Genomic DNA, 20,562 nt, shown 5'->3' with positions numbered 1-20,562 from the left:
TTATCTTGTTCTCTTTGGTTCTTGACCTGTTTCTTTCTTTTCTTTGTCTATCACAGGAAGTTTTTCAAACAGTTCCCCCATCACAGCTTCCATTTCCTGAAACTTCATTTCATCTGGCATACACAGAAAAACAATCACTGCATCAGTCAGACGTTCCCCATTCTCTTTCCGGTAAAGTTCCGTATAGGAACCCCAACAACCGTCCTCACCCGCATAAAACTTTTTTGTCTTCTCATTTACTTTTATGAGGTATTCCTCGGTATCAACAAAAATTTTCCGAATGGATACTTTTTGTAGGTCGTATTTCATGCTGTCCATATAAACCGGAAGGTGTTCCTCTGGTGCAAAATAGACATACATTGTGCAATAGGTATCTCCCTCCGTCCCCATCTCCTGTAAGACAATCCCGGCTTCAAACATTTCCGGTGGAGCATAATCTACTACAAAATCCGAATCCTTACCCTGTGGAGATTTTTCAAAACGCCCTGAATCTCCAACCAGAAAATGTTTGGGGCACTGAATACGAAACCTTTCTTCCCTCATTCTGTATATTCCTCCATAATCTCACTAATATCTTTTTGAAATAACCGCTGAAGTCGGACAACTACATAGACATTGGGCTTTTGCTGTCCGTATTCAATCCTCTGATACGTCCGAAGACTGATACCCAAGACAGCCGCAAGTTCTATCTGTGTATATCCATGAGCTGTCCTGAATTTTCTTAATTTTGTTACTTTCTATCACGCTCCTTACGTCTGAGGGATAGCTTCCTGATAAGCAAACAGATTGGATATATAGCTGTTTGCTGTCAATGTGGCATTGTATAAAGCGGTAAGCAGCACTGCCCGGATATTATTGGCTTTCCTTGTACACTGCTTAATTGAGTCTATCACATACTCTACGGTAAACTTATCCAGCTTTTTATACATTCCCTGTACAATGCCAAGAGGTCGTTCTTCCTGATTTACCCTTATGGTCTTTGCATTGGACGTCAAAACATCTACTGCAAGCCCTACAATCTCATTGAGCAGTTTTCTGTCAAAAGGTCTGTCTATCCATATCGCATCATAATCAATCTGATCTTTGAACTGTTCTTCTGCTGCCTGATAGGATAAGATAGGATTATCTCTATACCCATTCCCTATTTCTGTTGTATTCTTTTGGGTACTTTCTGCTGTAGTCTTTGTAGTAATCTCTGTATTTGTCTGCCCGCTATCAGTCTGAGGTACCTCTTTGGGTATCCAGGGCTCTGTTTCCCTGTCGGGGTATGCTCCCTCTTTGAATGGTGACACCCTCTCCCTTTGGAAAGGGACAGCCCTCTCTTCTACAAAATGTATCTCTTCCTCTATGGCTGTATGGGAACTGATTTTCTCTGCTTTGGATTTCTCTCTTCTTTTTTCAAAGGAAACCGGATCTGCTCCTGTTTCTTCTGGATAAGTCAATTCTTTTAACCGGTCTACGATCAATTCCAGATACAGAACATTATTTACAACAATCCCATTCATGGAAATGGTTCTAAATACCCGTTTTACCACACCCAGCTTCTCTAAAAATACCACTGCATTTGTCGCTTCTTTTTTGGAAATCCCAAACTGTTCGCTGATCTGCTGGTAACTTCTCTGAAGAAGGTCTGACTTAAATTTCTTTCTTACCCCAATGACCTGTCCGGTTCCTTCATCTCTGATTTCTGTAGGCTTATACCAGTACACAATATCTGCCAGTATAATAATAGCTGTTAGATTTGGCTTTCCACTTTCTCTGATGATTGTCCGATACCACACCTGCGGAATGATATTTCCAGATATATTCAGTTTTGCATTTTCATCTACAATTTCATTTCCAGTGCTATAAATACCTCCATTCATACGTTTATTCCTCACTCCCCTGCTTCTTTTCTTTTTCAAATAAAGCACTTATTTCTTCATCTGCTCTTTTGCCTGCCACCAGACACGCATACAACGAAACGAGGAAAAAAATTATTCCAACAATCATAATCACCTTTATCATTGCTCTGTCCTCCCAAGAAAAAAAGGACTAAGCCAGCTAACAGAATCTTTTAACTAACCTAGTCCTTAACATATTTTTTTCAATATATTGTAACCGAATGGTTTTTCACAAACTTGACCGCCTGTGAGAATGGATATAATTTTGACAGGACCAGTAGCAATAGGTTTCTATCTTTAAGAGCCCCTGCCATTTGATTTTTACTATGAAAAATTCATTCCCGGTCTATGAATTTTCTACCTTTTATGGTATAATAGAAAAAAGACTAAATTGGCGTGAGCCCTTATTTTATAAGGAATCTGCTAACTTAGTCTTATTTTAACATAATCACCGGAGCCGGACGTGCCGACAATTGCAACAAATTCGCCCTTCTTCACACTTAAATCAACTCCATCCAACGCATGAACTGCGTTATTGCCGGAGCCATAAATCTTTTTCAGGTCTTTTGCCTGTAAAACTTCCATAAATGAGTACCTCCATGAAAAAATCTGTATGTATGAAAGGAAATGATCCTTTTACACATACAGATTATCGCATAGGATTCTTTCCACATTCTTGCGAGGGCGCAAAAAAATCTAACAGTTTTGAAAGAATTGTTGTTATTTCGGCAGAAATATGGAAAACGCACTTCCTTTTCCCGGAACGGAAGCAACCTTGATATAACCGCCCTCGCCGGATATGATCTGTCGGGCAAGATATAAGCCAATGCCCACACCTTCTTGTTTCTGCACACTATTTGAGCGGTAAAAGCGAGCAAATATTTTCGCTTGCTCACTTTCCGAAATGCCTGTGCCAGTATCCGATATATCGATCCTTGCAAACATTTCGTAACTTACGGCAGAAATCCTGATTGTGCCATGCTCTGTATATTTGATGGCATTGTCTACGATATTCGCCAGCGCTTCCGCTGTCCATTTGAAGTCGAATACAGCAAAAGCATCGGTATCCTGCAGTCGCAAAGACAATCCTTTTTCAGAAGCCTTGGCGGCATATTGTTCTACTACGCTTTCAAGCAGCGGCTGTAGCGCTGCTTGCTGAGGGGTGAGTGAAATGATCCCATTTTCCAGTCTGGAAAGCTTTACGAGAGAATCGATCAAAAATCGCAGCTTTTCCGATTGTTTGTACAGCGCCTCCACATTTGCCTTCGCCGATGCAGGCAGAGTTTCCTCCTTCAGAAGCTCGCTGTATAACAGCAGGTTTGCAATCGGCGTTTTTGTCTGGTGCGAGATGTCCCCAATCAAGGTTTTGATTTTGTCTTTTTCCTGCGCTACATTTCGAGAAGATGCTTCTGCTGCGGAAAGATAGTGTGCAAACTTTGTTTCCAAAGCAGACAGCCGACTTTCATCAAAATTGGTTTCAGAAAAGGAGCCGGTCATGGCAGCGTCCAGCATCCTTTCGATTTCTTCCATCGTTTTTCTGGTCTTTCTCTGCTCCCATAACACAACAGCTGCCGCCGCCAGAAAACACAGCAGTATGATCACAATACCGGTTTTATTCATCTTTTGTCACCCAGCTATAACCGATTCCATAGACGGTTTTAATGTATTTCTGTGCACCAAGCTTATCCCTCAGACGCTTGATCGTAACAGACAAAGCATTTTCATCCACATATTCTGCGCCATTTGTCCAGATCCGGTCGACAAGGTCTCCACGGGTCATGGTTCGACCACGATTTTCAACAAGCAGACGCAGTAATTTTTGTTCTGTTTTGCTCAATTCCACTTTTGAATCTCCCACATAAAAGGTCATAGCCTCAAAGTCAAAGTGAAATAGATCCATATGGAACGGCGCATTTTTATGGTTTGACGCTTGCTTTCGCAGTTGGGTATTCACCCTTGCCCGCAAAACCGAAAGAGAAAAGGGCTTGGTAATGTAATCATCAGCGCCCCTCTCCAGTCCGTCTACGATGTCCAGATCGGTATCATTGGCAGTCAGCAGAATAACAGGAATCCCGGGTGTGTTTTCCTTGACCTCCCGTAGCAATTCAAGCCCACTGCCATCCGGCAGATTGATATCCAACAGGATCAGGGATACACCGCCGCAAAGCAGCTGCTCCTTCGCCGTTTTCAGGTCTTGGCAGGAAATGATCTTCCGATCATCTACTTTCAGTGCTTTGCATAAACCTTGATTCAAACCAATATCATCTTCAACAATCAATAATTGCTCCATATATCTCACTCCCTCGTTACTCAAAGGTATTCGGCAAAGTTAATAACAAGACACAAAAATAACCGTCCCAGCAAAACTGAACGGTTATTTTCAATCAATTAAGTATGTGGACTAACCGTCTATCGGCAGCACACTTTTTCTATAATCATATTAGCACGCATATGTGACAATGTCAAAAAATTTCTTCATTCTCTTGGTTATTAATCTCCTTGATCAGCTGTACTGCCTTCTTTGCATCATCGGTTTTCACGAATATATCCATACCATATATTCCAAATCCAGGTGCTCCATGCATTGCAACATTCGCACCTGCTTCCTGGGAAAAAGCTTCTATTCCACTTTGCTTTAACATTTCTACGAGCTGTTCTGTCTCTACTATATTCTGTGCATTATAAATCTTTGTCCATTCTGTCTTAGATTGGGAAGTTTCTTTTCTCTCCTGAACATTTGGTGAATTCTGATTTCTTTTTCGATTAATAAATGCTAAGGTCCTAAGAATAATAAATGACACAATAGTAATACCTATCAGAAATCCCAATGCCAATCGTGTTATCTGTGTTTCTGTAGCTCCCATTCTAAATAAACATATACCATAGATGACTGTAAAAATTCCTGCACATATTACACTGGTGAGAAAATTTCGCCATATAGCAGCACTTTTTGGCAGGCATTTATCCCATATTCCATTATACACCATAATAGCTACATATAGGATTCCTCCTACTAAGACAGTTACTATCTCTCCCAAAACCAAACGAGTATCCACCATTAATAGCATCTGAATAATAATCGCTAACACACCAATCACAAACATTGATGCAAATGCAAGATTTCCAGCCTTTAATGCTTTTTGTTTCACCCATTCTTCATACACCGCAACTTTGTCCAGTGTTTCTTTCATATCTTTATTCATAGTCTGGCTCCTTTCTCCATCCAGGAGCTCTCTCATCTCAACATCGTAATATTCAGCAAGTTGAACAAGTACACTGAGATCTGGCATATTTATTCCTGTTTCCCATCTGGAAACTGTTCTTGCAGATACCCCAAACTTCTCGGCAAGCTGTTCTTGCGTAAGATTCTTTTCTTTACGACATTGCTTTAAAAAAGCTCCAATCTTTTTTGTATCCATATCTCTACCTCTCTTCCACTTACAGCTTACCAATATGCACCAAAATTACCACGACATAAAACGAGAATCCGTTAATTTTCAACCGGACATCTTATGTCTAGAATAAATAAACGGTATTTTCATACCGAAAACAAATACCTATAATCATTCCAACATTCAAACAAGAAGTATCTCTCGCCCAATGCGCTCGGTCAATTTCGATTGAGATTTCACCTGTTTTAAGAGATTTAATAACTGTTATATTTTGTTATCAAATTCACTGTAAACCATTGAAAACACTGAATTTGTCGCAGGTGAGCTTTCCCTTATTGTTTCCCTTGTGTTATATCGTCCCACCAGTGTTTACAAACTCTGATAAGGGCAAATACAAGGGCAAAAAAATCTGATAACACATTATAACACAAAATGAAAGTGACATGGTGAACTGATTGAAATGCTTCTAATTTTTGTAACTGATGATTGATTGAATGATAAGGAGATGCTATACGATGAGAACGATATTTGCAGAATGCAATCCACACAGAAACAGCATTGATGTTTACTGGTTATATGCTCCGCATTGATTGTTGGGAAGCTGAGAAGGACTTAAAAATCACGCCTGGATCAGACTGTGTATTAGATGCACTTGCTATTGATGAACCACTGGAATATGCAAGATTATATCTTGATGAAAATTTGCAAATGTGGATAGATGCAGAAGATTCATTAGAAATTTTTTGATTTTTAAACAAATACAACAGTTTAAATCACTATTAGCTACAATATTTCCGGAAAATTCATCATTGGTTTGTGTAAACGCAAAGAAAGGGCGTGTCAAATTGTCTGCTCTACGACGGCTTTTTTCTTTTGCCGTCGTCCGGCAGATGGTGTCTGTAGTTAGTTACTGACTATGGCTTTAATTTTTCGGATTAAATCAAAATCCGTTTTGCAGCAATAGTTACCATAGTACAGTTTGGCTTTTTGCTCTAACCTATCGAGACGGAGCAGGCAGTACAAACCAGCAAAGAAACCGCGATCAGGCAGCATCCAATAAATTTCCCAACTCTACGCATAACCGTTTCCTCACTGAACGAAAGTAAGGAACATGGCAAGCGCAACAATTCCCACCATCAGCAACGCCCAAAACGCGCTGATTGCCGTAGATACGATATTGATAACGCTGCGGCTTTCCCTGCTCCGCACACATACCACCGAAAGAATCAGGCCCAGCAGAACAAAAACGATATTGGCTCCGGCCCAAGCGGTTCGGACTCCGTCCGACAGCGAAAGGTGCAGAAGCGATGGGGCGAGAGCCGCCAACGGCAGGATGCTCATAACGAGCGCAGCGATACTGATTGATTGGTATTTTTTTCTTTTCCATAGTTTTACCTCATTTCCTTTTTCCCAAATTGGGTGACAGCCAGCGCGAAAAACAGGCCAAACACTACAATCGCGCACGGCAGGAACGGAAACACCGAAAAAGCGGCGTCGGAAGTTTCTGCTGTAAAGTCATGGAGAGAGCAGGAAACGAGATAACCGCTGTAACAGTACGGGTAGGCGATCCACAGCGGCGTATTCGCAACCAATACACCGGGAATCACAAGCAGCAGATTTAATCCCACAGAAAGAAGCGGCTTTTCAAACAGCACAGTGATGGCCCACATAGCCGCAATGCACGGCAGCATAGTCAGAAACAGCCCCAAGCACCATTTCAGAAGATATAGGATCGGCAGGGTTCCTGTTACTCCCATTGTCTGTGTCGCAATCAACCCAGCAATTACAAATACGACAAGAAACACCACCATCTCCATAAACAGATAAAAGGTAAGCACACAGAATTTGGCAATGGATAATGCGCAGCGGCTGACCGGCAGCGCCAGCATTTTCAGAATCCCGTTATTTCCTGTTTCTCGTCCTGCGATCATCACGCAAACCACGATCATGCTGAATGGAAGCAGATAGTAGGCGTAAACAAGCGCACTTTGAATAAACATGGCAGCCCACGCATTGGTGTATTCCGGTGTAAAGTAGTTGCTCAAATACGCAACCCCAGAAACCACCACCAATAAAGGTGCAATGAAAATCAGGGGTACGATTTTGGAGCGTTTTACTTTCATAAACTCGATTTTGAGTAAATCCAAAAAACTCATTTCTTATTATCCCTCCTTACTCGTAGCGTCTGTACTTCGCCAGCCACAAGCCCACAGCAAGGAACAACAGTGTTTCCACCAAAGCGACAAGGACAACCGTCGAATCAGGCTGGGCGCTCATGGCTACTGCTGGTTTCAGAATAATCACAAAAGGATGCACCAGCAAAAGCGTCAGCCCCGAATTTGCAAGGGCCATACCACTCAGAAAACCGGCAACACCAATTCCAAGCGGCACCCACATATTTTCAAAGCGCGAGGAAATCAGCAGCATAAACGACAGTACCGGCATGGATGTGAGAAAAGAGTATCCGGCAAAGCGTACCAGCGTACCCATCTCAAATGCTCCGTCCGGCAAGTCCGTCATTCCAATCTGTGCAAGTGCCAGGTTTTGCAGCACGATTGCAACCAAAAACATGACCGTCAGAATCAGAAATTTGCACAGATACATGGCCGGGACGCTGACGGGAAGCATATACATCTTCTTTACGGCACTTCCCTTAAATTCCATGTTGTAGATCATGCAGGTAGCAACCACGATACCGAACAGATTCAGCACCATAATCATGCCGTAGAGCTGGGTCAACAAGACATCCATCGGGGCCAGCGGCAAATTCAGAAGTGTGTCTTTCCGCACAATGAAATTGACAAATGCGTAGGCGGCTCCCAAGACACCAACGGCCAGCAGCACGGGAATCACGCCGGTTCGCTTTCCTTTCCGAAGTTCGATTGCCAGCGTTTTCATAATTTTGCCCTCTGCTTTCTGTCCATGTTATCTTTCTCAACCATAGAAAGAAACACATCTTCCAGATTGTCCGCAGCGAAGCCGGATTGCAGGGCGTATTGACGCAGATCATTCATGCTTCCCTCAAACAGCAGCCGCCCGTGGTTGAGAATCCCAATGTCATCTGCAATCAATTCGATTTCAGACAGCATATGGGACGAGATCAGCACCGTGCAGTCGTAAAGGCCGGGCAAGGATTTTACCAGATTGCGGATTTCGTGGATACCAGACGGGTCAAGACCGTTTGTGGGTTCGTCCAGAATCAGAATCGGCGGACGCCCCAAGAGTGCCCCGGCAAGGCCCAAGCGTTGCTTCATTCCCAGCGAATACTGTTTTGCCAGCCGGTCGCCAAACTCGGTCAGCCCTACCAGTTCCAGAGCATCTTCCACATCCGCTTTCGGCAGTCCCAAAATGCGGCGGATAATGTCAAGATTTTCCCGCCCGGTGAGATTCGCGTAGAAAGACGGCGCTTCGATGAAAGAGCCGATCTCTTTGAGAATGGCAATCCGATCCTGCGGAAACTGTTTCCCATCAATGGTAAAGCTGCCTTTTGTGGGGTCGGTCAACCCCAACAGCATTTTCATGGTAGTGGATTTGCCTGCCCCGTTCGGGCCAAGAAAACCATAAATGCTGCCCTTGCGAATATGAAGCGAAACATGATTGACCGAAGTGAAGTTCTTATATTTTTTGGTCAACTGTTCCGTTGTAATGATATAGTCCATAGAAACATCTCCTTTCGATGCTTCTATGGTACAACTTCAACCTGACATCTACATTCTCCCGTCCTTACTTTTACCTTACTTTTCAAGGAACAAGAACGCAGAATGGACAGCCCATGATATAATAGAAACAAATAAAATCAGATTGGAGAAACTGCTATGGATAATTCCTTTTTACATACTAAAAGGCTCCTGTTGGTAGATGATGAACAGGAACTATTGAAAATGGTTTCAGATATATTGAAAGATGCAGGATTTGAAACTGTCCTTACCGCAATGACGGTCAAAGAAGCTATTTTGACCGCAAAAGAGGAAACTCCCGATTTAATTGTTTTGGATGTCATGCTGCCGGATGGGGATGGCTTTTCTCTGATGCAACATTTCCGCACTTTTACCAATGTGCCGATCATTTTCTTAACAGCAAAGGACGAAGCAGCCGACAAATTATCGGGATTGGGGCTTGGTGCAGATGACTACATTTCTAAGCCCTTTATGCCGCAGGAACTGTTACTGCGTATCTATGCGGTACTGCGGCGGACCTACAAAGAGGATTCACCGCTGCTTGTTTTGGATGGATGTACGATTGATTTCAGCCGGGCCGAAGTCCATAAGGGCAGCGAAATTATTTCCCTGACAGCCAAAGAACATACTTTACTTGAAACGCTTGCCCGTAATGCTGGAAAGATTGTTACCGTAGATGCGCTTTGTGAAGCCCTCTGGGGGGATAATCCTTTTGGCTACGAAAACAGCCTCAATGCTCATGTCCGGCGCGTCCGGGAAAAGATTGAAACCGATCCATCAAAACCCGTGTCCCTAATAACCATTAAAGGATTAGGCTATAAGCTGATAGCAAGGAAGTGATGTCATGAAATCATTCGGAAGTTATATATCTAAATATCTTGTGTCGTTCGTTGCCTTTATTCTGATATTGCTTTTTCTTAATGCAGTAGTATTCGGTCTGACTTTTCAAAAGATTGTGACCGAGGATTATGGCGATTCATCCCCGCAAGCCATGTTGGAAATGACTGCTACCGCCGCTACGCCGGAACAATTATCGGATGAGGCGGTGCAAATGCTCCGACAGAATCATATTTGGGCGATCTACTTGAACACAGATGGTCAATGTTATTGGTCGGTTGATTTGCCGGACAATGTGCCGAAAAATTACACAATTCAAGATGTCGCACTATTTTCAAAAGGGTATATTGAGGATTACCCGGTTTTTATTTGGAACACCGATGATGGGTTGTTGGTGCTGGGCTATCCCACAGACAGCTACACAAAACTCACCAGCAATTACTATTCCATTGCAGCACTTCAACGACTCCCCATCTTTGTTCTGGGGATGCTTGGCTTGGATTTGCTGTGCCTCTTTTCAGCCTATTACTTTTCCAAACGCAGAATCATTCACAATACCGAACCGATTGTGTCCGCTGTGGAAACTTTGGCAGATGGAAAGCCAGTTTCACTTCATATCAGCGGAGAACTATCGGAAATTGCAAGCAGTGTAAACAAAGCTTCTTCCATTTTGAATAGGCAAAATGAAGCGCGGGCGAACTGGATCAGCGGCGTTTCCCATGACATCCGCACACCTCTCTCCATGATTATGGGGTATGCAGGCCGTATTGCAGAAAGTAAAGCTGCCAGCAAGAGCATCCGTGAACAGGCGGAAATAGTACGGAAGCAAAGTGTAAAAATCAAAGAGCTGGTGCAGGATTTGAATTTAGTATCGCAGTTGGAATATGAGATGCAGCCGCTTCATAAAGAGATGGTTCGCTTATCCAAACTACTGCGATCCTATGTAGCAGACCTGTTGAATACAGGAATTTCCGATAGCTACAACATCGGAATTAAGATCACTCCTGACGCCGAAAATGCTGTGTTGGAATGTGATGCCAGATTGATTTCGCGAGCTGTAAACAACCTTGTCCAGAACAGCATAAAACACAACCCACAGGGCTGTGAAGTCTGCCTTTCGCTTACAGCATCGCAAAACCATCTTATCTTGGCGGTTACGGATAACGGAACGGGTCTGTCTGCTGAAAAGCTACAAGAGCTGGAAGAAAAACCGCATTATATGGAAATCACAGATGAACGGCTTGATTTAAGACATGGGCTTGGATTGCTGATTGTCCAACAAGTCGCCATAGCTCATAACGGCAATTTCAAACTTACTAATGTTTTCCCGAAAGGGTGTGAAGCTACTTTAATATTCCCGTATATTGGATAAACAGGCAAGTACAAATCTATAAGAAAACGCCAGATTTCCGTGATGGAAAACTGGCGCGCCAAGAACAGCCATTATTATACTGAATTACATGGAACGATAATGCCGATGCAATGTTATACGTGCCCGGGAGGAGTAATACTTTTTTAACTGATGTAGATCATGTGGGCTTTGAAAAAGCAAACAGGACACGGTAAATTAACCTCCAATCGGCTACCGTGTCCCCGCAAGTCGTCATAGGTTTGTGTAGACGCAAAGAAACGGCGGCTCTGAAAATCAAAGCCGCCGTTTCAAATGGGCGTTTCAAATTGTCTGCTCTACGACGGCTTTTTTTCTTTTGCCGTCGTCCAGCAGAGTATTATTCAATATTTAATTCAATGTTTCCAGTGAAATTCTCACATTCAATACCGATATAGTTTCCACCTTCAGGGAGTGTAATTGTATCACTATATGTTCCAGTTGTTTCAAACAAAGTGACTGCTTCATCAGCTCCAGAAATCCAAAATACTTTTGCAGTTCCCTCCGTAACCTCCAGCGCGCAGTCAATAGACAGATCCTTACCAGCTTCACGCTTTATGGAAGTTCCGCCGAACAAATACTCTGTATCTGAAAAATCCTCATAGTTGGCTGTATAGCTTCCAGTATAATCATCAATTCCTTTTTCTTTCGTACCTTGTAAGGATGAATTTCCAGTAAGCGCTATGGAACCAGCAGACTGAACAATATTGTTATACTGATCGAGAACTTCATCTTTTGTGCAACCTGAAAGCACAGAAGCACCCAATAGCATCAGGCATAATGATAAGACTATTTTCTTCACAGCTATCACCTTCCTTTCCTGCGTATAGCACGCTTTTCTTTTCCCTTGGCATTTGTCTGTTTACGGGATTTTATTTCTTTTTTGTTACTGGACATCAGTAACAACAGCACAGTCCAAAGAACCATGATACCAACCCCAATAACCGCCAACAAAAGATTTGATGATGTGGTTGTTCCAGCATATTCACTCATGTCAAATCCTACTAAAATCAGCGCAGCAGAGAAAGGATAGATGCTGGCAAAGATACCACCTTTGAAAAACAACATGCTGTATCCAAGGAAGAACGCCAGAATGGAACCGCCCAGATATGCCCCTCGGATCTGCCCAAAAATCAGAATCAGCGGCATACAGACCAAATAGGTCGTCAGAGCTGCTAACACGATCTGCGTACCTCCATGAAAAAACACTTCCGCTGTCAATCCCGATAATCCAACCATCAAACCAGTAATCAAGGTAATGCCAACGCTGTATATTCCCAGCAGAACTGCAAGCATACCGACTAAAAGTAACTTAGCTCCCAACATTTTCGGCATAGAAACAGGAATTGTCATGATGTTTTTCAGTGTATCATGAGTGGATTCTCTGTCTATAAGCCATCCTCCGATCATTACCAGTGAAATTGGAAGGAATATCTGAGTGTTTCCCCAAACAACATTTTCAAATAGTGCAGAAAAATCATAGTTTGGATTTCGGTACTCCGCCTCCATAATCAACTGGCTTCCATATTGCACCAAAGGACAAAGTGCAAGTGCCACAAACCCTACCAAAAGGATTTGGCACCGGCGCAGTTTCAATAATTCCGATTTTAATAAGTTCCACATAGTCACACCCCCTTAGATTTCCTGACGCCGGTAAACAAATGCAATCAGAGCAAGAAATACAATGGCTTCTACAATAATCACACCAAATACCTGAACACTATTCAGAAAATACGGACTGACCCGTTCCAACAAATCTGCCAACTCCGCACTGGTCTGGCTTTGGTCATAAAATTGAAATGTCCAGCGGAAGGCCAGCGGTCCCGGGAACAGGGTTCCTATGTTCAAACCAAAAGGCTGTGTAAGAAACATATCGTTCATGGAAAGGATATAATTCGCAATCGTATAGAAAAAGGTAATCACAACAGACACGATATAGTTTTTATTAAGAAGAATAACGAGCAGAATGCAGGGAAGTGCGCCAACCCACATAATCAACCCTTCTTCAATCCCAACGCCAAACAAGGTCAAAAAACCAACCGGCTCCCAACCCTGAAACAACAAAACCGCAAGGTTTACCAATCCTCCAACTGCCATAAAGCCAACGGCAAACAACAGTAAAACCAGCATTTTGGACAGCATTAGCTTGGTTCTATTTACCGGTATGGTAACAAGGTTTTTCAGTGTGTCATTATCGAGTTCCTCAAACAACAGATTCGAAGCCAGTATCACAAGAAGTGGCATCAAAAACAAATATGCACTAAGTTGGAATAGGCTGGACATCACTCCATTTACAGCATCCACATCAGTGTTTACATCTGCCAGAAAGAAAGCATAAGGCAATGGCATGAAAACAGAAATCAGTAGGGAAATAAATATCAATGGCTTCCGTTTCAATTTCAAAAATTCGCATTTGATTAGTTTAAGCAATTCCCTCGCCTCCAGTCACCCGCTTGAAGTAATCTTCAAGGCTTTCTTCACAGGTATGGGCTTCTGATACCTCCAATCCGTTTTCTACAAAAGCGGTTACAATTTTTCCGACAGGTAAATCAAGATTATGTAAGCGTAAATTATGGTCGTCCTGTATAGAAAAATTGTTTTCATGGAAAGTACGTTCCAAAAGTCTTGCCGCCTGTGCGGTATCGGAAACGGTAAAGCGAATATGCTTGCTGCTTTTTGCTTCCAGTTCCGCAAGGCTTTCTTCTTCCAGTAATGCTCCGCGGTTGATAATTCCAATATCATCAGCCAATAGAGAAATTTCAGAAAGGATATGACTTGAAATTAAAATTGTTTTCCCTCGCGCGTCACAAAGCTCACGAATAAAGGAACGTACTTCTGCGATACCGATAGGGTCAAGTCCATTGATAGGCTCGTCTAAAATTAAAAGTTCCGGGTCGTGCATGACTGCAAGGGCAATCGCCAACCGCTGCTTCATACCAAGAGAGTATTGTGAAAACAGCTTTTTATCCTTGTAAGGAAGCCCGACCAAATCCAGAGCGTCCTTGATTGCATGGCTGTTCGGCACTCCCCGCAGAGTAGCAAAAATACGCAGATTTTCCGTTGCGGTCAAATTCGGATAAAAGCCGGGGGACTCAATTAGACTGCCAATGCGGGGGAGCAACTTCTTTTCATTCCCTTGCAAAGACTTTCCCCAGATTTTGACCTCCCCGGAAGTCGGCTTCGTTAAGCCCAACAGTATTTTCATGGTAGTGGTTTTTCCGGCTCCGTTTCTGCCCAGCAGACCGTAAATTTTCCCACGCTTCACATGGATATTTAAGTCAGCCACACTCTTTTGTGAGCCGTATTGCTTCGTCAGATTTTTTGTTTCAATGATATAATTTGTATCCATATTCAAAACCTCCTGTTCTGTAAGGTATTCTATCATGCCAACCTTGCATTAACCTTGCCGCAACCTTGCATTAACCTTGCAATTAAGGAATGAATTGCAATGCAAATCCTATTCCGCTACTTCTCAATCCGTTTGGGGATTGAGAAGGTTCCCATGCCATTTTCTAAAAGATTTCTGAAAATAAGTAAGGCTCCCGCCATAAAGACGGGAACCCGCTTAAATTTCCAAAGGAAAAAGCAAAGTAAATTCCGTTCCTTTTCCCGGTACACTTTCAACTGTTATGCTCCCACCCATCTTTTCTACAAGCTGATGGACAATAGAAAGACCAAGACCGCTGCCTTTGTCAGACCGTCCTTTGTCACACTTATAGAGCCGTTCAAAAATGTGTTTCAAATCTTCCTTCTCAATTCCCACTCCATTATCCGCAAGCAGCAGCTCCATGTTATTTTCCCTCTTTGACAGGGCAATTTTGATTTTGTCTGCATGGCTGTGAGCGATTACATTTTGAATGAGATTATTGACGATCCTCATATAGCTGTCCATATCCAATCTTACCCGGATAGGCTGTTCGGGAATATCAATGTCATAATCGACCTGCTTATCTTCAAAAATCGGTATCCAGTCGATTAGGATATTTCTTGTCAGCTCTGCAGCTTCAACGCTCTGGATCTCCAAAGCAAACTCGTTAGAATTTAACTTGAACCAGTCAAAGAGTACATCAATATATTCTTTCAGATCATGGGCTTTCCGGCGGGCGGTTTCAATATAATCATCCCGGTCTTTTCCTGTGACCAGTCCTTTGTGTGCAGCGTCAAGATACCCAATCAGAGTAGTAAGGGGCGTTCGCACATCATGGGAAAGGCTCGTCATAAGCTGGCGGTTGGTTTCTTCCGTCTGCCGTACAGTTGAAAGTCTGCTTTCATAGGCCACAACGATCTCGTTGATTTCATAAGCAAGAGGTGCTGTCAGTTCATTTGTTGCAGATAGAATACGCCGGTTGCCATTTCCGTTTTTCACATCAACCAGCACATCGGTCATTTCTGCTATTTGTTTTTTTACACGCCGAACGAGAACGATGGAAGTCAATACAGCCACAACAACAATCACAACGGATAAGAATACGATGATTTCCATGCTGGCTACACCTCCTTATTAAACCGATATCCAATCCCTTTGACCGTTTGTATATACTTTGGGCTTGAAGAATTAACTTCTAATTTTTTACGAAGCCGACTGATAATCGCCATAATGTTACTGTCATCATAGAAATATTCTTCGCCCCATACTTCCTCATAAATCTGCTGTTTTGTCAAAATTTTCCCTTGATGTTTTGCACAGTACAGGAGTAAATCAAATTCCTTTGGGGGCAGTTCAAAAGTGCCGTTTGATGTAGTAACAGAACGATTTTCAAGGTCAATCTGCAGTCCGTTAAAATTTAGCTTCTGTATGGCTCCGGCTTGCTGATTAAAGCGAGTGTAGCGGCGTATAAGAGACGCAATACGGGCAATCAGTTCGTCCATATCAAACGGTTTTGTAAGATAATCGTCCGCCCCGGCCCGTAAGCCTCGTACTTTAGAAATGCTGTCATTTTTAGATGTAAACATCAAAATCGGTAAGCTGTACTCCTTGCGAATTTCTTCCAGCGTTTCAAAACCATCCATACCGGGCATCATCACATCCAGCACCACAAGCTGATATTCCTGCTCTCTTAATTTTTGTAAGCCCTCTTTTCCGGTATTACAAAAATCAGCTTCTATGTTTTCTGCTTGTACGCTACGTTTAATCAATTCACACAGTGCTTTGTCATCATCTATAATCAAAATCTTATTCATGATGCAACTCCTTCCCTTGGGATATAATCATTTCTACATCCTCCACACTAACATTAGTGCCTTTTATGGTAGCATCCAGATCCATAGTAGCTCTGGCATCCAGACCAACCATTGCCGCCACCAGCATTCCACCTTTTAATATAAACTGGTTTTTATACTCTGATAAAGAAATTCGTTCTAAAAAACGTTCCATCATATAATTCCGCATCAAAATCTGTGCATCTGCGGATTTTTTCTTTGACATATTACGAATTAAATCCTTTAATTGTCTTGCTGTTGTTATCATCTAAAGTAACACCTCCAAATATGGTCTTAGTATCTTTTCAACATGAAACATAGCTGCGTATTTCATAAGCATCCGTAAGTTTTTATCCTTACGTTTCGCATATTGCTTTAATGCATCTTGGAAGACCTGCATTTCAATATTTTTCCTGCTGCGAAGCAGATCGCAAATCGTTCTCTCCATATCATAAACCGGAACTGAATGTCCAAATGATGTCAGCATAGTTGTGATCCCTATTTCATGTAAATCCTTTTTTACTGTATACACTTGAAAACCGTCTTCCTGCAAACGGCTTGGATTATATCCAGTTCTTACTGTTATGGTGTATTTCAAAGGCTCTCTGTCCGTTAAATCATGAAAAAACGATGCAGTTTCGTGAGAAAATACAGCTTGACCACAACGCAAATGCAAAAGGAACATCGCATCTGTCCACGTATCAGGTGATACATACACACCATGAGAAGCTTGCTCTAATCCTCGTTCCTTCACATAGGCATAAAACACAGACTTACTAATTCCATTATTTAGGACTTGAAATGTCTGAATTGTCCCTCCACATTCACGCAATAACAAATCTAATTTTTCAAATTGAGTCATATAGATTCTCCTTTCATGCTAATATGATAATATATATTAGCATGAAAATAAATATAAATAACGCAAATGAACAAATTAGATTTTAAAAATATCCCCGTTCTTCCTGCCAGTCTTTCACATAACATCGGATTCCAATATAAATAACATGTGATAGTAATAGGAATACCATGAGATTTATCGGAATAGCGTTTTTAATGATCTGGTTTTCCTCCACTTTCCATGAAGCGGAGGATGTCTGTCCGTTTTGAAATTTCTCATCAATTTTTCTGGCATCCGCACCCTCATGGATCGTTGGTATCTCAAATTTTCCCTGCCTTGCATAAGAACGGTGGTCAATGTGATTTTCCACTTTCAAATGAGCATTACATACATTCGCCCATTCACTCCGCCACAGTTCACAATTTTTCGGATTGTTCCACCCGGTAGCATCGGTTAATACACGTTTCCACTGTTTACGGTTCCTTGCACCGACTTTCTGATTGCCATTTTCGTCCAATACCGGGATTCGGATTCCATGACGGTCAGGGTTCTTTTTATCCTGCCACCAGTCCGAATGGGATTCATCCACCACAATATTTCCATTTTCATCTCTGACAAAATCCCAGTCCTTGACTTCTTTGTTTCCCCATGAATGGTCTGGATTGAATGATCGCATCGTCACAAGTAAATGCACATGAGGATTTCCATCGCCTTTATCGTGGATGCTCCAGTCCGCACACATTCCCTTATCTACAAAGGTCTTTTGAATATATTCAGTTGTATAATCAATCTGTTCCTGTCGGCTCCATTCTTTCGGAAGTGAGAACTCAAATGACCTGCCGAGTTGTGCATCCGAGGTCTTCTCAATCTTCAAAACTTCATTCCACAAACGCTGTTTCTGAAAAGTGAGTTTAAATTTTTCCAGTGCGGCATCTTTGTTATCTGCTCTTTTATATCGGACAGATTTCTGGAACCGTCTGATATAAAAGAGCAGGTACATTCAGCCATTCCTGTGGTGCATTTTCACACATCAACAGGTTGGTATAAACAACTTCTCTTTTGGAAGTGTAATAACTGATCCTGCCTGTTTCTTCATTTTTCATCACATCGCCATTGAGATAAGCAGACGCCGATATGATGGATTTTCCTTTGCTGCGTCCAACAATCTTTACTGTATAATGAAAAATTGCCATGATCCGTTTCCTCCTTTCTGCCGTATCCGGCTTTGATTTCCGGCAGGTAACGTTTTCCTAAAAGAAAAAGGTATCTGCCGGAACGCCCTCTGCATAAGAGTGCCCTGTGCATAACAGCCTGCATGGAATGCGCCCCTCTGGCGAAGAGTGCCTCCTACGGCATGAGCAGGTCTGCATGAAATGCCCGCCGACGGAACGAGCCCGGCAAGCGTGAGCGCAGACCGGTTGGCACTTGTGGCAAACTTATACGGACGACCTCTGGTTGTCCATAAGTGCGCCCTTCATAAAAAACAATGAAGGGAATGGAAAACCCACTCCCTCCGGCATTACACTTCCTCCGTATTTGCAACTGGCTCTTTCTGCATTGCCTTTGAGAAAAACTTTCCGTTTGCTTCCTGCCTTTTTAAGAAGCCAATCAGCTTCGGGATATCTTCTTCCTCAATTGCAGAACCCAGCACCGATTCCACCGCACCACCAATCTGGCAGAGCCTGGTTATGCTGTTAATAAAATCGGAGACTTTTGTGTCACTGTAGATTTTCATCCGGTCTGTAAATAATGGGTGGTTATACGCATAATCGGGATAATACTGTCCGGCATTGTTTTCTGCAATGATGGAATACACTGCCAAGTCCAGAAACAAACCGTTGTTCTTTCCAATGATATCTCCCTGCATTTCATCCAGGTGATACTCCGCTATAATCTTACGCAGTACAAAATAGGTACCAGCTCTGAGACACCCGCTCCTGTAAGCACTGCCTTTTGTTTCCGGCAGTTCCTCAGCCGGGAAAAATTTCAAAAAGTTGGTGTTCGGATACATCAGCTCCGAATCATCCTCTGTACACTTTCTAATCGTCGTGTTCTTAGGGACAGTATACCCTTTTTTTGTATTGTAATTATGTTCATATGCATAGTAAATGTAAGTGGTTCCCTTAATTTTTTTACGAGTAATGCCAGCTGATTCAGTTGGTATTTTTACTTGAAAATCGAGATACATGGCGCCGCCTTTCGAGAGTTAATTATTACGGAAGTTCACATTTCTAGTATAACGTAAATTAAATAGCTACTATATATTTTGAGGATAATGTGTGGTATAATAGTGTTATCTAAGAAAGGGATGAACGCTATGAGAAGAACATATCTTACTCTGTCAGAGGAAGACAAAGATTACCTTAAAACATTATCAAAAAAAAGAACAATTCAGGCACAAATTGTAGATCGTGCCAAAATTTTATTATATAAATCTGATGGCATGACTTTCAACGATATCGCTGAAAAACTTGCCGTTAGTTCAGCAACCGTACGGCTTTGTGTTTCTAAATATTACGAGGGCGGTATTGAATTTAATGCCTGTCAAAACCGAAAGCCATAGAGCAATAACTTCTTGGTTTAGAAATTATTAAGGAGAGAGTACATAATGGAAGATGTAAATGCAATACACAGAATTTTCAAAAATTTAAAATATGAAATGGATAATAATGGTTGGGTCTATCAATGGCATTTAGGTGATGAGCCTATAAAAGTAACTCATAAATTTTACCCACCTGTATCCTCCGAAGAAATTCAGTTATTTGAAAAATATTTTCCCAACATGAAACTTCCCGCTTCGTATAAAGCCTTTTTATCTTGTTCAAATGGAATGGAGCTTTTTTGTGGAGAAGAGGGTAGTTCTCTAGTCAGCTGTACCATCTACTCTTTAAAAGAAGCTCTTAATCAAAAAGAGGTTTGGAATAATACACCCATTTTATCTGATCCAGAATTCACCTATCATCTTCCCATTCTTTTTCTGCAAGATATAGGTGATATAACCATGGATTTACAAGCTGTATTAGAAGGTAGAGAAGATTATTTATGTTATCCAGCTCCTGACACCGATCGTTTTAACCTTCCTTTTAATGAGTGGTTGGAGCGCTATATTGTATGCCAGGGACATGAATTTTGGTTTTTCTTAAATCCGTAACTACCAAAATACTTTCTCTATATTTTTATTTCAAAATATATGTTTATGAAAAACACTCTGACTACTAATAAGTTGGAGTGTTTTTATAATTCATATTATATTTATAGATTTACTCTCAGTGCTACACATTCCGGGGGTTGAGGCCGTCCCCAAAGTGCGTTTTGATATCCAAACGCTATGCTTGCCAGATACTTC

General features: G+C 42.0%; 22 protein-coding genes and 6 pseudogenes. 5 read left to right on the top strand and 23 right to left on the bottom strand.

Going from position 1 to position 20,562, the window contains the following annotated elements; translation table 11 throughout:
• From DW694_RS09125 to DW694_RS09095, 8 genes and pseudogenes are all read right to left on the bottom strand, one after another.
• Positions 1-543 (bottom strand): hypothetical protein, encoded by a 543-nt coding sequence (locus tag DW694_RS09125; RefSeq protein WP_117689839.1) that lies wholly within the window; start codon positions 541-543, stop codon positions 1-3.
• Positions 540-716: pseudogene (locus tag DW694_RS09120) on the bottom strand (helix-turn-helix transcriptional regulator); the annotation flags it as partial. The gene DW694_RS09125 and the pseudogene DW694_RS09120, both read right to left, overlap by 4 nt.
• A gap of 33 nt (positions 717-749) precedes the next feature.
• The gene (locus tag DW694_RS09115; protein ID WP_118752877.1) at positions 750-1,865 is read right to left on the bottom strand and encodes a DUF6017 domain-containing protein; all 1,116 of its coding nucleotides are present in this window, start codon (positions 1,863-1,865) and stop codon (positions 750-752) included.
• A gap of 4 nt (positions 1,866-1,869) precedes the next feature.
• Complete coding sequence (locus tag DW694_RS16905) at positions 1,870-2,007, bottom strand: hypothetical protein (protein WP_155512674.1); 138 nt, start codon at positions 2,005-2,007, stop codon at positions 1,870-1,872.
• Positions 2,008-2,333: 326 nt separating this feature from the next.
• Positions 2,334-2,468 (bottom strand): annotated as a pseudogene (locus DW694_RS09110) (ABC transporter ATP-binding protein); the annotation flags it as partial.
• A gap of 135 nt (positions 2,469-2,603) precedes the next feature.
• Positions 2,604-3,503: a HAMP domain-containing sensor histidine kinase gene (locus tag DW694_RS09105; RefSeq protein ID WP_118069991.1), complete on the bottom strand. Its 900-nt coding sequence runs from the start codon at positions 3,501-3,503 to the stop codon at positions 2,604-2,606.
• Positions 3,496-4,173, bottom strand: coding sequence for a response regulator transcription factor (locus DW694_RS09100; protein ID WP_118069990.1), 678 nt, complete (start codon positions 4,171-4,173; stop codon positions 3,496-3,498). Before DW694_RS09100 ends, DW694_RS09105 begins: the two co-directional genes overlap by 8 nt.
• 172 nt (positions 4,174-4,345) lie before the next feature.
• Entirely contained in the window at positions 4,346-5,302 is a 957-nt protein-coding gene (locus DW694_RS09095) for a helix-turn-helix domain-containing protein (RefSeq protein ID WP_118069988.1), read from the bottom strand.
• A 488-nt stretch (positions 5,303-5,790) separates the two neighbouring features.
• On the opposite strand from DW694_RS09095, the pseudogene DW694_RS09090 reads away from it, so the two are divergent.
• Positions 5,791-6,022, top strand: a pseudogene (locus tag DW694_RS09090) (DUF6061 family protein).
• Between the two features lie 295 nt (positions 6,023-6,317).
• On the opposite strand, the gene DW694_RS09080 reads toward DW694_RS09090, so the two are convergent.
• Genes DW694_RS09080 through DW694_RS09065 form a run of 4 tightly spaced genes read right to left on the bottom strand, consistent with a single transcriptional unit; the run spans position 6,318 to position 8,934 of the window.
• A complete protein-coding gene (locus DW694_RS09080; RefSeq protein WP_178087455.1) occupies positions 6,318-6,662 on the bottom strand; it encodes a hypothetical protein in 345 nt (114 codons plus the stop codon).
• A 4-nt stretch (positions 6,663-6,666) separates the two neighbouring features.
• Positions 6,667-7,431, bottom strand: a complete 765-nt coding sequence (locus tag DW694_RS09075; protein WP_118069984.1) for an ABC transporter permease — start codon at positions 7,429-7,431, stop codon at positions 6,667-6,669.
• 16 nt (positions 7,432-7,447) lie between these two features.
• Positions 7,448-8,173, bottom strand: coding sequence for an ABC transporter permease (locus DW694_RS09070; RefSeq protein ID WP_118069982.1), 726 nt, complete (start codon positions 8,171-8,173; stop codon positions 7,448-7,450).
• On the bottom strand, positions 8,170-8,934 hold the full coding sequence (locus tag DW694_RS09065; RefSeq protein ID WP_118064589.1) for an ABC transporter ATP-binding protein: 765 nt from the start codon (positions 8,932-8,934) through the stop codon (positions 8,170-8,172). Before DW694_RS09065 ends, DW694_RS09070 begins: the two co-directional genes overlap by 4 nt.
• Positions 8,935-9,090: 156 nt before the next feature.
• Between DW694_RS09065 and DW694_RS09060 the strand changes: the two genes are divergently transcribed.
• Together DW694_RS09060 and DW694_RS09055 are read left to right on the top strand one after the other, a co-directional pair.
• On the top strand, positions 9,091-9,792 hold the full coding sequence (locus DW694_RS09060) for a response regulator transcription factor (RefSeq protein WP_015515120.1): 702 nt from the start codon (positions 9,091-9,093) through the stop codon (positions 9,790-9,792).
• A 4-nt stretch (positions 9,793-9,796) separates the two neighbouring features.
• Positions 9,797-11,161, top strand: a complete 1,365-nt coding sequence (locus tag DW694_RS09055; RefSeq protein WP_117657553.1) for a HAMP domain-containing sensor histidine kinase — start codon at positions 9,797-9,799, stop codon at positions 11,159-11,161.
• Between the two features lie 355 nt (positions 11,162-11,516).
• Here DW694_RS09055 and DW694_RS09050 read toward each other — a convergent pair whose 3' ends face one another.
• The 11 genes and pseudogenes from DW694_RS09050 to DW694_RS09000 form a co-directional block, all read right to left on the bottom strand.
• Positions 11,517-11,978, bottom strand: a complete 462-nt coding sequence (locus DW694_RS09050) for a hypothetical protein (RefSeq protein ID WP_118069980.1) — start codon at positions 11,976-11,978, stop codon at positions 11,517-11,519.
• Positions 11,979-11,983: 5 nt separating this feature from the next.
• Positions 11,984-12,799 (bottom strand): ABC transporter permease, encoded by an 816-nt coding sequence (locus DW694_RS09045; RefSeq protein ID WP_118069978.1) that lies wholly within the window; start codon positions 12,797-12,799, stop codon positions 11,984-11,986.
• A gap of 12 nt (positions 12,800-12,811) precedes the next feature.
• A complete protein-coding gene (locus tag DW694_RS09040) occupies positions 12,812-13,606 on the bottom strand; it encodes an ABC transporter permease (RefSeq protein WP_118069976.1) in 795 nt (264 codons plus the stop codon).
• Positions 13,599-14,525 (bottom strand): ABC transporter ATP-binding protein, encoded by a 927-nt coding sequence (locus DW694_RS09035; protein ID WP_118069974.1) that lies wholly within the window; start codon positions 14,523-14,525, stop codon positions 13,599-13,601. The genes DW694_RS09040 and DW694_RS09035 overlap by 8 nt, the downstream gene beginning before the upstream one ends.
• A gap of 216 nt (positions 14,526-14,741) precedes the next feature.
• A complete protein-coding gene (locus DW694_RS09030) occupies positions 14,742-15,659 on the bottom strand; it encodes a HAMP domain-containing sensor histidine kinase (protein WP_118069972.1) in 918 nt (305 codons plus the stop codon).
• A gap of 5 nt (positions 15,660-15,664) precedes the next feature.
• On the bottom strand, positions 15,665-16,357 hold the full coding sequence (locus DW694_RS09025; RefSeq protein WP_118069970.1) for a response regulator transcription factor: 693 nt from the start codon (positions 16,355-16,357) through the stop codon (positions 15,665-15,667).
• 19 nt (positions 16,358-16,376) lie between these two features.
• Positions 16,377-16,643 (bottom strand): annotated as a pseudogene (locus tag DW694_RS09020) (nucleotidyl transferase AbiEii/AbiGii toxin family protein); the annotation flags it as partial.
• The gene (locus tag DW694_RS09015) at positions 16,644-17,237 is read right to left on the bottom strand and encodes a hypothetical protein (RefSeq protein WP_021651954.1); all 594 of its coding nucleotides are present in this window, start codon (positions 17,235-17,237) and stop codon (positions 16,644-16,646) included.
• An 82-nt stretch (positions 17,238-17,319) separates the two neighbouring features.
• Positions 17,320-17,406: a DUF6040 family protein gene (locus DW694_RS17205; protein WP_242997104.1), complete on the bottom strand. Its 87-nt coding sequence runs from the start codon at positions 17,404-17,406 to the stop codon at positions 17,320-17,322.
• 21 nt (positions 17,407-17,427) lie between these two features.
• Positions 17,428-18,409, bottom strand: a pseudogene (locus DW694_RS09010) (MobA/MobL family protein); the annotation flags it as partial.
• A 326-nt stretch (positions 18,410-18,735) separates the two neighbouring features.
• Positions 18,736-18,900: pseudogene (locus DW694_RS09000) on the bottom strand (relaxasome subunit MobC); the annotation flags it as partial.
• Positions 18,901-19,533: 633 nt separating this feature from the next.
• Between DW694_RS09000 and DW694_RS08995 the strand changes: the two are divergent.
• Together DW694_RS08995 and DW694_RS08990 are read left to right on the top strand one after the other, a co-directional pair.
• Positions 19,534-19,779 (top strand): helix-turn-helix domain-containing protein, encoded by a 246-nt coding sequence (locus tag DW694_RS08995; protein WP_243003937.1) that lies wholly within the window; start codon positions 19,534-19,536, stop codon positions 19,777-19,779.
• Positions 19,780-19,824: 45 nt separating this feature from the next.
• Positions 19,825-20,367: an SMI1/KNR4 family protein gene (locus DW694_RS08990; RefSeq protein WP_118069966.1), complete on the top strand. Its 543-nt coding sequence runs from the start codon at positions 19,825-19,827 to the stop codon at positions 20,365-20,367.
• The last annotated feature ends 195 nt before the right edge of the window (positions 20,368-20,562 follow it).

This window comes from Ruminococcus sp. AM26-12LB (genome assembly GCF_003480785.1).
GTDB classification, from domain to species: Bacteria; Bacillota; Clostridia; order Lachnospirales; family Lachnospiraceae; genus Blautia_A; species Blautia_A fusiformis.
The sequence above is the reverse complement of the archived record's forward strand: the minus strand, read 5'-3'. Positions and strand labels throughout refer to the sequence as shown.

Excerpts from the sequence above, each read along its gene's own strand:
- DW694_RS09115 (WP_118752877.1), bottom strand. The coding sequence starts at position 1,865 with ATGAATGGAGGTATTTATAGCACTGGAAATGAAATTGTAGATGAAAAT.
- DW694_RS09015 (WP_021651954.1), bottom strand. The coding sequence starts at position 17,237 with ATGACTCAATTTGAAAAATTAGATTTGTTATTGCGTGAATGTGGAGGG.
- DW694_RS08995 (WP_243003937.1), top strand. The coding sequence starts at position 19,534 with ATGAGAAGAACATATCTTACTCTGTCAGAGGAAGACAAAGATTACCTT.
- DW694_RS09080 (WP_178087455.1), bottom strand. The coding sequence starts at position 6,662 with ATGGAAAAGAAAAAAATACCAATCAATCAGTATCGCTGCGCTCGTTAT.
- DW694_RS09075 (WP_118069984.1), bottom strand. The coding sequence starts at position 7,431 with ATGAGTTTTTTGGATTTACTCAAAATCGAGTTTATGAAAGTAAAACGC.
- DW694_RS16905 (WP_155512674.1), bottom strand. The coding sequence starts at position 2,007 with ATGATAAAGGTGATTATGATTGTTGGAATAATTTTTTTCCTCGTTTCG.
- DW694_RS09125 (WP_117689839.1), bottom strand. The coding sequence starts at position 543 with ATGAGGGAAGAAAGGTTTCGTATTCAGTGCCCCAAACATTTTCTGGTT.
- DW694_RS09070 (WP_118069982.1), bottom strand. The coding sequence starts at position 8,173 with ATGAAAACGCTGGCAATCGAACTTCGGAAAGGAAAGCGAACCGGCGTG.
- DW694_RS09030 (WP_118069972.1), bottom strand. The coding sequence starts at position 15,659 with ATGGAAATCATCGTATTCTTATCCGTTGTGATTGTTGTTGTGGCTGTA.
- DW694_RS09065 (WP_118064589.1), bottom strand. The coding sequence starts at position 8,934 with ATGGACTATATCATTACAACGGAACAGTTGACCAAAAAATATAAGAAC.
- DW694_RS09100 (WP_118069990.1), bottom strand. The coding sequence starts at position 4,173 with ATGGAGCAATTATTGATTGTTGAAGATGATATTGGTTTGAATCAAGGT.
- DW694_RS17205 (WP_242997104.1), bottom strand. The coding sequence starts at position 17,406 with ATGGTATTCCTATTACTATCACATGTTATTTATATTGGAATCCGATGT.
- DW694_RS09055 (WP_117657553.1), top strand. The coding sequence starts at position 9,797 with ATGAAATCATTCGGAAGTTATATATCTAAATATCTTGTGTCGTTCGTT.
- DW694_RS09060 (WP_015515120.1), top strand. The coding sequence starts at position 9,091 with ATGGATAATTCCTTTTTACATACTAAAAGGCTCCTGTTGGTAGATGAT.
- DW694_RS09035 (WP_118069974.1), bottom strand. The coding sequence starts at position 14,525 with ATGGATACAAATTATATCATTGAAACAAAAAATCTGACGAAGCAATAC.
- DW694_RS09025 (WP_118069970.1), bottom strand. The coding sequence starts at position 16,357 with ATGAATAAGATTTTGATTATAGATGATGACAAAGCACTGTGTGAATTG.
- DW694_RS08990 (WP_118069966.1), top strand. The coding sequence starts at position 19,825 with ATGGAAGATGTAAATGCAATACACAGAATTTTCAAAAATTTAAAATAT.
- DW694_RS09095 (WP_118069988.1), bottom strand. The coding sequence starts at position 5,302 with ATGGATACAAAAAAGATTGGAGCTTTTTTAAAGCAATGTCGTAAAGAA.
- DW694_RS09045 (WP_118069978.1), bottom strand. The coding sequence starts at position 12,799 with ATGTGGAACTTATTAAAATCGGAATTATTGAAACTGCGCCGGTGCCAA.
- DW694_RS09105 (WP_118069991.1), bottom strand. The coding sequence starts at position 3,503 with ATGAATAAAACCGGTATTGTGATCATACTGCTGTGTTTTCTGGCGGCG.